Raw genomic sequence first — 12,798 nt, 5'->3', positions numbered from 1 at the left:
TATGAAGGGAAAAATTTTAACTATATTTTGTGCGTTGGCATTAGTTTCTTGCAGAGTTAAGCAAGATGCAAAGAATGATCTGAATTATATGCAAAATATAGAAAATGTTGCAATTGAGTCATCTGCAAAAAACTCCAGTTCTACGATTCAAAATGGAGATCAGTTGGTTATTCTTATAACTGCTAAAGATATGGATGTCGTAAAGCCATTTAACCAGAACTATTCTTCGTCTGAAGTAATTCAAACTAATGCAAGTGCAGGTGGAAATACTCCTAATCAAGGGTCTTTAAGTGTTTCCGGACCTACTTATATAGTAGATTACGAAGGGAATATAGATTTCCCAGTATTAGGAAAACTTAACACAAAAGATAAGACCCTTCCTGAATTTAAAGAATTAATTAGATCAAAAGTATCGCAATACGTTATCAACCCTACAATAAATGTAAGACTTGCTAATTTTAAAATTACAGTATTAGGGGAGGTAAACAAGCAAGGAGATTATATAATATCTAATGGCCAAGGAACGATATTAAATGCATTGGGGATGGCAGGAGATTTAACGATGTATGGTAAAAGAGATGATGTTTTAGTAATAAGAACTGAGAATGGAGTTGTAACTCATGGAAAAATTAATTTGCATGATGCTAATCTTATAAACTCTCCTTTTTATCACTTAAAGCAAGGAGATGCAATTATTATTGCGGCTAATAAAGCAAAAGATGTTTCATCTAAGCAAAATCCCAATACAGGAATTTATCTAACAGCCGCTTCAATCGCTTTAACAGCCGCAGCACTTGTTATTAGTTTAATCAAGAAATAAGATTGAATGAATAATTATCTCATTATCTTTTTGAAATTGTATTTATAAAAGCGATATTGACTATTGAAATGAATGAAAATAAATTATATAAAATAGCCATTATTGGTCAAGGTTATGTGGGCCTACCTTTGTCTTTAGAGTTTGCTATGTATTATTCAGTTTTAGGATATGATATTAATACAGAGCGTGTTGAAGAGTTGAATAATTGTGAAGATAGCACTTTAGAAGCTGATTTAGACAAACTGAATGTATCCTTGAGTAGGTATAAAGAATCTCATGGCAGTATAGGATATAAAGCAACTTCTAAGCTTATTGAAATATCTGGATGTAATATTTTCATAATAACAGTTCCAACACCTATAGATAAGTATAATGCACCAGATTTAGGACCGCTTACTTCTGCCTCAAAGATGTTGGCAGAGATTATTAAAAAAGGAGATATTATAATCTATGAATCTACTGTGTTTCCTGGTTGTACAGAAGAAGAATGTGTTCCTATTTTAGAAAAATATTCTGGATTAGTTTATAATCTGGATTTCTTTGTTGGATATTCTCCTGAAAGAATCAACCCTGGAGATAAAGTAAATACGCTAACATCGATTAAAAAAGTTACTTCAGGATCTACACCAGAAATAGCTGAAGAAGTTGATCAATTGTACGATAAAATTATTACCGCTGGTACTCACAAAGCACCAAGTATTAAAGTAGCAGAAGCCTCAAAGGCGATTGAAAATGCTCAAAGAGATGTTAATATATCTTTCGTAAATGAACTAGCATTGATTTTCGACAGAATTGGAATAGATACAAGTGACGTTCTTGAAGCTGCAGGTACAAAATATAATTTTTTAAAATATAAACCAGGATTGGTTGGGGGGCATTGTATTTCGGTTGATCCCTATTATTTATCTCATAAAGCTGAACAACTAGGATATCATCCAGATGTTATTTTATCAGGTAGAAGAGTAAATGATTCTATAGCAAAATTCATAGCTTCAAAAGTTGTCAAATTACTTATAGCAAAAGGTGGTGTAATCAAAAATTCTGAAGCATTAATATTAGGTGTAACATTTAAAGAAAACTGTCCAGATGTAAGAAATACAAAGGTTGTTGATATTTATACAGAATTAAAAGATTATGGAATAAATGTCGATATTTATGATCCTTGGGTAAATAAAGCAGAGGTAGAGAATGAATACGGAATAAATATCTTGGAAAATTTAGAAGACAACAAAAAGTATGATTCGATAATAATTGCAGTTGCACATAATGAGTTTCTTAAAATAGACATTCAAGGATTAAAAAATGAGAATGCAGTCGTTTTTGATACCAAATCTTGTATAGATAGGAAATTAGTTGATGCAAGGTTATAATATAAAGTTTAAAATTAAATAATGAATAATTCGATTATTGAAGGCAGGGAAAAGGAAATAAATATTAGCGATATTCTAAAACCTTATGTAAGGTATTGGATATGGTTTATCATTGTACCCATTATATCTTTAGTTGTAGTTTATTTTTACATAAGACAGGTGACTCCTGTCTATAAAATCCAATCTTCGGTACTAATCAAAGATGCAAAAACCTCACCTTCATCTTCTGCTAGTGGAGAGTTTGGCGTATTGCAAGATCTTTCTGGTTTAGGAGGTATGGGAACAAATAGTATTGAAAATGAAATAGAAATTTTCAAATCTAAAAAAATGATGCATGATGTAGTTCAAAAATTAGAACTGCAAAATTCAATTTATTCAAAATCAAACTTTAATACAAAAGAACTTTATAAGGATACTTCTCCTATTATTATTCATACGATTAATGAAAAACCATTTACAGACTCTCCTTCTAAGCCTATTTCAGTAAAAATATCAGGAGATAATATTACTTTAAGTTCAGAAGAATTGCATAATGATATTAAAACAAGTTTTAATAAAACAATTAATCTTCCTTATGCTAATTTAATAATTCAAAAAAATCCCCAGTTTAATAAAAATAAAGCAGGAGAATTAGATGAAATTTATTTTACATATTCTACCTTAGAAAAAACAGTAAACAAGTGGCAGGCTACCTTAGATGTATCGTTGGTAAATAAAGATGCAACGGTTATAGGATTATCATTAAATTATCCAAGTACTGATAAGGCAAAGGATATTCTGAATAATTTAGTACAGGTATATAACAATGAAGCTATTAATGATAAAAATTCTGAATCTAAAAAAACAAAAGATTTTATTGATGACAGAATAAATATTATATCCAATGAGTTAGGACAAGTAGAAAATGAAAAAGAAACTTTCAAAAGTGCTAATAAAATTACAGATATTGAAGCTGAAGCCAAATTGAACCTTGAGTCTTCTGCACATGCAAGAGTAAAAGAATTAGAATTAGAATCTCAATTAGAATTAACTAATACGCTTATCAATTTTATTGGTAAACAAAATGACTCTCAGATATTGCCAAGTAATGTTGGATTAGAGAATTCTAGTGCAATGTCTAACATCTCTGCGTATAACCAATTGGTTTTAGAAAGAAATAGATTATTAGAAAATGCTACGGCACAGAACCCCGTAGTTATTGATCTTACTAAACAGATTACTTCCTTGAAAGGATCTGTAATGGAAAGTTTAATCAAAAATAGAACGGGTATTCAGTTAACTAAACAACAATATGAAGGTGAACAAAGCAATATCAATTCTAAAATTCTAAAAGTACCTGCACAAGAGAAAAAGTTCAGAAGTATTGAGAGACAGCAGCAGATAAAAGAAAGTTTATACTTATTATTACTTCAAAAAAGAGAAGAAACTGCTATTTCCTTAGCGGTAACGGCAAATAAGGCTAGAATAGTAGATTATGCTTACATTTATCCTGAGCCAATTGCACCGCGTAAACAGGTGTTCCTTTTAGGAGGATTGTTATTGGGGTTAATTATTCCTTTTATTGTTATTTATTTTAAAGAATTATTTAATAATAAAGTAAAATCTAAACATGATCTTGAAGACCTGTTAAATGATAGATCTGTTATTGGAGAGGTGCCAAGCTTAGAAAAAGGCCAGGATGAACTTGTTAAGGCTAATGATATCACTCCTATGGCAGAAGCATTTAGAATATTGATTACTAACATGAATTTTATGTTGGTAAAGAAAAAAGAAGCACAAGTAGTATTTGTAACTTCCACTGTGAAGGGTGAAGGAAAAACATTTGTTTCTGTAAATCTTGCTTTAACTCTTGCTACGCCAAGTAAGAAAGTAATTATCATTGGTTCGGATATACGAAATCCTCAGCTACAAAGATATAATCCTTCGAAAAAAGGATTAATAGGACTTACTGAATATCTACATGAGAATAAAACAAATATCGATGATATTGTACATGTTTCTAATTTCATCAATCCAAATTTAGATGTAATATATTCAGGAACTATACCTCCAAATCCTACTGAGCTTTTTACGAATGGCAGATATGAAACGCTTATAGATGAATTAAAAACTAAATATGATTACATTATTTTAGATACAGCTCCATTAATGTTGGTTACAGATACCTTCCTTTTTGCTGAAATGGCAGATGTTACACTTTATGTTTCTAGATCTAACTATACAGAAAAAGCATTAATAGAGTTTGCGAATAATAGCATAGACTCTGGTAAAATTAGGAATGTAGGTTTTGTACTGAATGATGTTAACAAAAACCATTTAGGTTATGGAAATAAGTATGGTTATGGATACCATGCGGAAGAAAAAAAATGGTGGGAAAAATTTTTAAATAGATAATATTACTTTATAATAAATATTTATATATAGAAAATAACCTTTGTGAAAAAATATAAAGGTTATTATTATTATTATTATTTAAATATAATATCAATTGAGAATATAAAGCTTAAATATATTAAACAAAATTTCAATGTTTAAAAATAAAGTATTTGAAAATATTTTTTCTTTAGGAATAAGTCAAATAGCAAATGTTGCTTTTCCTTTAATTACGATGCCTTATGTATCGAGAATTATTGGTCCTGAAGGTTATGGTGTTTTAAATTATAGTACTGCTTTTATAGGATATTTTACATTATTTATTTTATATAGCTTTGATTTATCAGGCACTAAAATAATTTCTAGAAATATTCAGGATAAAGAATTGGTTAGCAAGGCATTTTCTGAAATATTATATTCTAGATGTATTTTGTATCTTATTTCTTGTTTACTATTTATAATATCTCTCTTCTTTGGTAAAGTTTTTCACAAAGATTATTTGGTAAGTATTATTTTATTTATAGGTTTACTTTCTTCAGTTTTTTCGCCACAATTTATATATCAAAGTTTTCAGGATTTAAAACTTTTTTCTAAAATAAATGTGATTAGAGGATTTATTAATATGATTCTCATTTTTCTGTTTGTAAAGACAAAACAAGATTATTTTTTTATTCCATTATTTGCTACCATTTTTAATGTTATCATAAATATTGGTTTGCTGATATATGCAAAGAAAAAGTTTTCTTTAAAATTAACTAAACAACCACTGAATGGACTGTTCAATTTAATATTTATTGATAGGTTTATATTTATATCCAATGTTTTAGGAGCATTTCGTGCTACTACAAATACAATTATTTTAGGGTTTTTTGTAACAACAAAGGAGATAGGATATTTTACGACGAGTATTAATTTCTTGTTTGTTGTTGTAAATGTTCTTTTCATTCCTATATCAACAGCAATTTATCCTTTTATATCAAATGCATTCTCAAAGTCAACAGAAGTAGGAAATGATATAGTGAAGAAAATTGTTCCCATTATAATATATTTTTACTTTTTCACCTCTTTTTGCTTGCTTGTATTTTCTCCTTTTTTAATTACACTGATTTTTGGAAACAAGTTCAATGAGTCGATTAAAATTTTGGAGATTATATCATTTGCTCCTTTAACTATTGGACTATGTAATTTATTAGGTGTACAGGTCTTACTCAATTATCATTTTGATAAGCTGTATTTTAGAATTAATTTATTATGTAATGTAATTGGGGTGATCTTAAATTTTTATTTAAGTAAATACTTTGGTTATTATGGTGCAGCGTGGAATATTATCTTTATTGATATTATGATAATTATTGTGTGTTTTTTCTTTCTTAAGAGATTAAAAATTAATATAATAAATTGGAAGCACTTTAGTCCTAAAATGATGAAAACTAATTTAATTAGCATTATGAAGACTAAAAGTATTTAATTGAATCTAGAAATCCGATCTAAGTATAGGGTTGTTAAATTAAAGGTAATGATATGAATAAAGCATCTAAATTTTTAAAAAAAATATTATTTAAAATAGGGGCAGTGTTAAGTATATTTTTTCCATTAAGTTTTTATGAAAATAAAGATGCAATGTTGGGCATTCTTCATACTGGAAGTCTATCTCGATATTTTAAATATTTTGGAGAAAATGTATTTATTCATTATTCCAGTAAGATAATAGGATTTAAGGCTATAACTATAAAAGATAATGTTACATTAGCTGCGAATGGAACGCTTGCTGCATGGAATGAATATAATGGAGATATTTATTTTCCTGAAATTATTATAGATGAAGGTGCTATCCTTGGGGAAGGGTTTCACATTACGAGTATAAATAATATATATATTGGTAAGAATGTATTAACTGGAAAATATGTTACAATTAGCGATAATTCGCATGGCTTTATGAATAGAGAAGAATTGGATACTATCCCTGCCAAAAGAAAATTATTTTCAAAAGGTACTGTTTATATAGCGGATAATGTGTGGATTGCTGATAAAGTAACAATATTACCAGGAGTAAAAATTGGAGAAAACTGTATAATTGGTTCTAATAGTGTATTAACTAAAGATATTCCGGCTAATTGTATCGCTGCTGGTAACCCAGCACGTATAATAAGAATGATATAAATGTTAAAGAATGATTTTAAAGATTTGTAATAATAGTAGTAATATCCAACAAAAATATAATATTTAGAAACATGAATCGATTGTTATGGATTTTCATATCAGTACTTTGTATTACTGCAATGTTTTTTGCGGGAAGTGATTCAGTGTATTTTTCAAACAAGGTATTTTTTACCAGCTGTATTATTCAAATCATATCTATTTATAATATTTTTTCAAGAGAAAATGAACCCTATTCTTTGGAGAAAATGTTTTATCTATTTTCACTTTTCTTTTTTGGTGTAGCGCCATTATTACAATTATTTGATAATTCTAAATTTTGGTATTATAGGCCACTTCGTGAAGAGGAATTTTTTTTTCTGAATATCCTGATAATATGTATACTTATTTTGTATAAAATTGTATACGGAATTTTCAGAAAAACAATAAAAGTACCAAGAATAGAAAAAAAGCTTAATAGTTTTAAGGTAACAGATAAAATAAATTTTCTTAATTCTCTTATTTTAATAGGCTTGTCTTCATTATCCTTTTTATTAGTATTTGCATCCAATAACTTCAATATTTTCCCTATGCTTGTTCGTGGTGGCGAATTGGTGGCTGATGCAATGAAAAATGTAGAGATAGATGAGAGTCCTACAAAATGGCTTATCGTAAACAATTTTATACGACCAATTTCCATCATGTGCTTTCTTTATTATGCTATTTCTAAGGAGAAAAATAAGTTCGTTTTTACGGTATTAGGGCTTTTAGCTCTTATCACATGTTTTCCTGCTGCAGTGCCACGTTTTGCAGCAGCGGCTATGTATATTCCTGTGATGTTAGTATTGATTTCCTTTGTAAGGAAAAAAAATGTGTTTTCACTTATTTTTATTGGAGGACTACTATTTCTTTTTCCTTTTTTAAATATTTTCAGAAATTTTGGGAATCCTGATGAAGAGAAATTTAAATTGGATTTTAAAATGTTTACTGAACCACATTTCGATACTTATCAAAACTTTGCTTTATTGCTTTCAAATGACATTATCACCTATGGAAGACAATTATTAGGAGTATTCCTATTTTGGGTGCCCAGATCTGTTTGGCCAGATAAACCTATGGGAACAGGAGCTTTCACTGCAGAAAAAATGAATTTCTTTTTTAGTAACGTTGCTGCCAATTATTTTGCAGAAGGATATGTAAACTTTGGATATTTAGGAATTATATTATTTTTGATATTTTTAGCATATCAAACTGCATTAGTAGATAAAATTTATTGGGGGACAAAAAGAACAACAACTGGTGATTTTTTTTCCGTATTGTATGCAATTTCATTAGGATTTCTCTTTTTCATTTTGAGAGGTGATTTACTGAGTTCCGTGGCCTATATGTTTGGGTTTCTTTTTGCTGCAATATTTGTATATAGAATAACAACTTTTAGAATCAAATTTATAAATAATGAAAAATAAAAAAGCTCGTGTTATAGCTTTCTATCTTCCGCAATTTCACCCTGTCCCTGAAAATAATGAATGGTGGGGTCCTGGTTTTACAGAATGGAATAGTGTTGCTAATGCAAAACCTCTATTTAAAGGACATCATCAACCCAATATCCCTGCTGATTTAGGGTTTTATGATTTAAGGGTTGCGGAAACTCGAAAGTTACAAGCTGAAATGGCGGAGGAAGCTGGGGTTGAAGGGTTTTGTTATTGGCATTATTGGTTTGGAGATGGGAAGAGACTTTTAGAGAGACCTATAAATGAAGTTTTGGCGTCTGGTGATCCTGATTTTCCTTTTTGCTTTGGTTGGGCCAATCATAACTGGTATCAGAAACTTTGGGATCCTTCCGGAAGTGGAGATAAGTTATTGATTGAGCAAAAATATCTTGGTAGAGAAGATTATGAAGAGCATTTTATGAATGCTTTATTACCTGCATTTAAAGATAAAAGATATATTCAGGTAGATGGAAAACCTCTATTTGTGATTTATGATATAAACAAAAAAGAGAAGATAAAAGAAATAATTGATGTTTGGCGCGAGCTTGCATTGGAAAACGGGCTGGATGGAATTTATTTTGTAGCGGTACAAAGAGGAGAGACAAGAGAAGAGATAAAAGCCTTAGGTTTTGATTCTATGTATAGGTTACAAGATTATCTAAAAACTTATGTCAATCAGCCATATCTTGTAAAAGCATTACAGTTTTTAAAAGTTAAATTATTTAATTCTCCTAGAAGAATTGATTATGAAAGGTTATCTGATAATCTTTATATAGACCAGCATTACGGTGAGGATACAATTCCTACAATTATACCAAATTATGATCATAGTCCAAGATCTGGTAGTAAAGGATTTGTAATTTCAGGATCAACACCTAGTTTATTTGCCAATCAGGTTTCAAAGGCAATTCAATTTTTAAAAAATAAAGAAGAAGATAAAAAGATTCTATTTTTAGTTTCTTGGAATGAGTGGGGAGAAGGAAATTATATGGAACCTGATCGTCGCTTTGGAAAAGGATATATTAAAGCTTTAAGAAAAGTTATATTGAACGACCAATAGAACACTGATAAGATGAAGAATAAGAAAGTGTATTTTTTTACAAATATAATTCCTCCATACAGGGTTTTCTTTTATAATGCATTAGAAGAAGCCCGTAAGAGTACTAATTTTGATTTTGAAGTTTTTTTCATGAGAGAGACCGAGTCCAACAGAAATTGGAATATTGATCTAAATACTCTTAAATTTAAATATAAAATTGGTAGCGGATTATACTTTGTTATTAAAGGTTTTTTTTTCCATTTTAATCCTCTTTTAGTACGTGACCTTATAAGATCTAAGGACGAAATTATTTTAGGAGGTAGCTGGAACAATCCAAATATAATGTTAATAGCTTTTTTAAAAAGTATAGGCTTGGTAAAAAATAAATTATCAGTATGGAGTGAAGCGAACAGTTTAACGAATGAAAGTCAGAAGAAAAATAAGCTGAGAGACTTTTTAAAAAAATGGTTCTTCAAACAAGTAGATGGTAAATTTATTATCCCAGGTGAGATGTCAGTAAAGTCTTTTGAAAAATGGGATATACCAATACATGATATCGTATATCTGCCTAATATAGTATCTACAAATGTTTTTAATACGAATAAAGTAGTATCTAAAGAGAATGAGTTACCTATTTTTTTCTTAGTTGCAAGATTAGAAGAAAACATAAAAGGAATAAAAAACTTTATGGATGCAATTGGTATTGAAAATCTTAAAAACATTATTTTAAGAATTGCAGGTACTGGAAATTCTTATGATGATTATGCAAAATATATTAAGGATAATAATTTAGAAAATAACATTAAGTTGCTAGGAAATCTTTCACAGGAACAAGTAGGAGAAGAATATAAAAATGCAAATATTTTTTTACTTCCTTCATTTTCAGATCCGAGTCCGTTGTCTATTGTTGAAGCAATTTCATCAGGTTTGCCTGTATTTGTGAGTAATCGATGTGGTAATCATTTCGAAACTGTCACAGAAGGTAAGAACGGCTACGTCTTTGATCCTTCCAATCATGTTGAAATTAGGGATAAATTTAATATACTGATGAATAGAAAAGAAGATTGGAAAGTATTTTCAGAAGTCAGCTTGCAGCTTGCAGAACAGAATTTTAATCCAGATATTATCTTGAGAAGATTTGTATCAAGTTACGAATAATGAAAAGAGTTTTACAGATCAATGGAGTTTCAAATTTTGGCTCTACAGGTAAGATTGTTAAAGGTATTGAAAAAGAAATTCTAAACGAGGGATGGGAGTCTTTCGTTGCGTATGGAAGAGATGCAGGAAAACCAGATACAACCGACATCAGAATAGGAAGTAAACCAGATAATATCTTACATGCATTATTTTCCCGTCTAACAGATAAACATGGTCTTTATTCAAAAAAAGCCACAGCAGATTTTCTTAAAAAGATGGATAAGATTCAACCAGATATAATACATCTTCATAATATCCATGGATATTATATCAATTATGAATTGTTATTTACCTATATTCAGCAGAGAAAGATTCCCGTAGTATGGACTCTGCATGACTGTTGGTCTTTTACAGGACATTGTGTCCATTTTGAATATATCAATTGCAATAAATGGGAGAATGAATGTGGAAGTTGTGCTCAAATAAGTAATTATCCCAAATCATATGTTGACAATTCTAAAAACAATTTTTTCATAAAGAAAACAATGTTTAATTTACCCGAGAAACTTATTTTAGTTCCGGTTTCTGAATGGTTGTCAGGTTTGGTAAAAAGATCATTCTTAAAGAATAATACTGATGTCGTTATACATAATGGGATTGATTTGAATAAGTTTAAAATAATTAATAATTTTGAGGATACCTTAAAAAAGTATGGTCTTCAGGAGTGTAAATATGTGTTGGCAGTTGCTAGTGTATGGGATTTTAGGAAGGGATTAAATGAACTGAGTAAATTGGCAGGATTGCTTTCTGAAGATTATAAATTAGTTGTTGTAGGTCTTACCAAAGAACAGATAGAAAAACTTCCTCAAAAAATTATAGGTTTACAAAGAACAGATAATGTAGAGGAACTTGTAGCACTTTACAATGGCGCTCACGTTTTTGTAAATCCTACATTAGAAGATACATTTCCTACGACCAATCTTGAAGCTATGGCGTGTGGTACACCTGTTGTAACCTATAGATCAGGCGGAAGTCCTGAAAGTATTGATGATAAAACTGGAGAGGTTGTTGAAAAGAATGATGTAGATTCTCTATTAAAGGCTACAGAAAGATATTTAAAGAGTAATAAGAATAGTTTTAAAACAGATTGCAGATCGAGAGCTGAAAAACTTTTTGATCAGAATATAAATTTTAAACAATATATAAATTTATATAAACAATTGTTTGAAAGTACTATATAAAGCATTATTCTAAAATAAAAGAAAGTGGGGTAGCTTTTTTGAAACCCAAACCATTTTATTCCTTAGTATAAAGAAAGAATAGAATTATTGTACAGTAAAGAATACGTTTTTTAGAATATGTACATTTATATCACGAAACATTAAATACAATATGCAAATCAAAAATAAAACCCTCCTTATCACCGGCGGAACAGGTTCATTCGGAACGGCTGTTTTAAGGAAATTCATTCATACAGACCATTTTAAAGAAATACGGATTTTTTCTCGTGACGAAAAAAAGCAAGATGATATGAGAAATCAGTTTAAAAGTGATAAACTGAAATTCTATATTGGTGATGTGAGAGATTATAGAAGTATTGAGCCTGCCATGAGAGGGGTTGATTATGTTTTTCATGCTGCAGCTTTGAAACAAGTTCCATCTTGTGAATTTTTTCCGATGCAGGCTGTAAAGACGAATGTAGAAGGAACACAAAATGTTATTGATGCAGCAGCTTCAAATGATGTGAAAAAAGTTATTTGCTTAAGTACAGATAAAGCGGCATATCCTATTAATGCAATGGGAATTTCTAAGGCAATGATGGAAAAAGTGGCAGTTGCTGCTTCCAGAAATTTAGAAAATACCACCGTTTGTCTTACTAGATATGGGAATGTAATGGCTTCAAGAGGCTCTGTAATTCCTTTATTTGTAAAACAAATTAAAAATGGGGAATCTATCACAATAACAGACCCAAATATGACAAGATTTTTAATGTCATTGGAGGAAGCTGTAGATTTGGTCCTGTTTGCTTTTGAACATGGAAATTCTGGTGATTTATTTGTAAATAAAGCTCCTGCCGGAACTATCGGAGATTTAGCTCAAGCAATAAAAGAAATGTTTAAAGCTGAAAACCCTATAACAATTATCGGGACTAGACATGGTGAAAAATTGTATGAAACACTTTGTACAAGAGAAGAAATGATTAAGGCTGAAGATATGGGGGACTTTTATAGAATACCAGCCGATAATAGAGATTTAAATTATGCTCAGTATTTTTCAGAAGGATTAGAAGATATTTCTAAAATAGAAGATTACCATTCTCATAATACGAAACAAGAAGACGTAGAAGGAATGAAAGAACTTTTATTGAAACTTCCCTTAATAAGAAAAGAAATTTTAGGAGAAGATGTAATGCAATATCCTGATTAATAATTT

General features: G+C 29.7%; 10 protein-coding genes. All 10 read left to right on the top strand.

The genetic code is table 11. The features are described 5' to 3' along the window. Nucleotide 1: 1 nt before the first annotated feature. The 10 genes from AMQ68_RS09065 (at nucleotide 2) to AMQ68_RS09020 (ending at nucleotide 12,792) form a co-directional block, all read left to right on the top strand. Complete coding sequence (locus AMQ68_RS09065; protein WP_054510315.1) at nucleotides 2-820, top strand: polysaccharide biosynthesis/export family protein; 819 nt, start codon at nucleotides 2-4, stop codon at nucleotides 818-820. Between the two features lie 68 nt (nucleotides 821-888). Further along, nucleotides 889-2,190, top strand: a complete 1,302-nt coding sequence (locus AMQ68_RS09060; RefSeq protein WP_054510314.1) for a nucleotide sugar dehydrogenase — start codon at nucleotides 889-891, stop codon at nucleotides 2,188-2,190. Between the two features lie 21 nt (nucleotides 2,191-2,211). Then, nucleotides 2,212-4,584, top strand: coding sequence for a polysaccharide biosynthesis tyrosine autokinase (locus tag AMQ68_RS09055; protein WP_054510313.1), 2,373 nt, complete (start codon nucleotides 2,212-2,214; stop codon nucleotides 4,582-4,584). 133 nt (nucleotides 4,585-4,717) lie between these two features. Continuing rightward, on the top strand, nucleotides 4,718-6,031 hold the full coding sequence (locus AMQ68_RS09050; protein ID WP_054510312.1) for an oligosaccharide flippase family protein: 1,314 nt from the start codon (nucleotides 4,718-4,720) through the stop codon (nucleotides 6,029-6,031). Between the two features lie 53 nt (nucleotides 6,032-6,084). Then, nucleotides 6,085-6,723: a DapH/DapD/GlmU-related protein gene (locus tag AMQ68_RS09045; protein ID WP_054510311.1), complete on the top strand. Its 639-nt coding sequence runs from the start codon at nucleotides 6,085-6,087 to the stop codon at nucleotides 6,721-6,723. Between the two features lie 71 nt (nucleotides 6,724-6,794). Further along, nucleotides 6,795-8,165 carry an O-antigen polymerase gene (locus tag AMQ68_RS09040; RefSeq protein WP_082384008.1) on the top strand — a complete coding sequence of 457 codons (1,371 nt, stop codon included), beginning with the start codon at nucleotides 6,795-6,797 and terminating at the stop codon, nucleotides 8,163-8,165. Beyond that, complete coding sequence (locus tag AMQ68_RS09035; RefSeq protein ID WP_054510309.1) at nucleotides 8,155-9,249, top strand: glycoside hydrolase family 99-like domain-containing protein; 1,095 nt, start codon at nucleotides 8,155-8,157, stop codon at nucleotides 9,247-9,249. Before AMQ68_RS09040 ends, AMQ68_RS09035 begins: the two co-directional genes overlap by 11 nt. A gap of 12 nt (nucleotides 9,250-9,261) precedes the next feature. Continuing rightward, nucleotides 9,262-10,386: a glycosyltransferase family 4 protein gene (locus tag AMQ68_RS09030; protein WP_054510308.1), complete on the top strand. Its 1,125-nt coding sequence runs from the start codon at nucleotides 9,262-9,264 to the stop codon at nucleotides 10,384-10,386. Then, entirely contained in the window at nucleotides 10,386-11,606 is a 1,221-nt protein-coding gene (locus AMQ68_RS09025) for a glycosyltransferase (RefSeq protein WP_054510307.1), read from the top strand. Before AMQ68_RS09030 ends, AMQ68_RS09025 begins: the two co-directional genes overlap by 1 nt. 151 nt (nucleotides 11,607-11,757) lie before the next feature. Further along, entirely contained in the window at nucleotides 11,758-12,792 is a 1,035-nt protein-coding gene (locus AMQ68_RS09020; protein ID WP_054510306.1) for a polysaccharide biosynthesis protein, read from the top strand. Nucleotides 12,793-12,798: the final 6 nt, after the last annotated feature.

Origin of the sequence: Chryseobacterium sp. ERMR1:04, assembly GCF_001297705.1 — a bacterium.
Lineage (GTDB): Bacteria > Bacteroidota > Bacteroidia > Flavobacteriales > Weeksellaceae > Chryseobacterium.
Note: the sequence above shows the minus strand (reverse complement) of the source record. Positions and strands in the feature narration are given on the sequence as shown.

What these genes read in the sequence shown, in the direction of transcription:
- AMQ68_RS09030 (WP_054510308.1), top strand. Translation starts at nt 9,262, where the DNA reads ATGAAGAATAAGAAAGTGTATTTTTTTACAAATATAATTCCTCCATAC.
- AMQ68_RS09040 (WP_082384008.1), top strand. Translation starts at nt 6,795, where the DNA reads ATGAATCGATTGTTATGGATTTTCATATCAGTACTTTGTATTACTGCA.
- AMQ68_RS09035 (WP_054510309.1), top strand. Translation starts at nt 8,155, where the DNA reads ATGAAAAATAAAAAAGCTCGTGTTATAGCTTTCTATCTTCCGCAATTT.
- AMQ68_RS09055 (WP_054510313.1), top strand. Translation starts at nt 2,212, where the DNA reads ATGAATAATTCGATTATTGAAGGCAGGGAAAAGGAAATAAATATTAGC.
- AMQ68_RS09045 (WP_054510311.1), top strand. Translation starts at nt 6,085, where the DNA reads ATGAATAAAGCATCTAAATTTTTAAAAAAAATATTATTTAAAATAGGG.
- AMQ68_RS09060 (WP_054510314.1), top strand. Translation starts at nt 889, where the DNA reads ATGAATGAAAATAAATTATATAAAATAGCCATTATTGGTCAAGGTTAT.
- AMQ68_RS09050 (WP_054510312.1), top strand. Translation starts at nt 4,718, where the DNA reads ATGTTTAAAAATAAAGTATTTGAAAATATTTTTTCTTTAGGAATAAGT.
- AMQ68_RS09025 (WP_054510307.1), top strand. Translation starts at nt 10,386, where the DNA reads ATGAAAAGAGTTTTACAGATCAATGGAGTTTCAAATTTTGGCTCTACA.
- AMQ68_RS09020 (WP_054510306.1), top strand. Translation starts at nt 11,758, where the DNA reads ATGCAAATCAAAAATAAAACCCTCCTTATCACCGGCGGAACAGGTTCA.
- AMQ68_RS09065 (WP_054510315.1), top strand. Translation starts at nt 2, where the DNA reads ATGAAGGGAAAAATTTTAACTATATTTTGTGCGTTGGCATTAGTTTCT.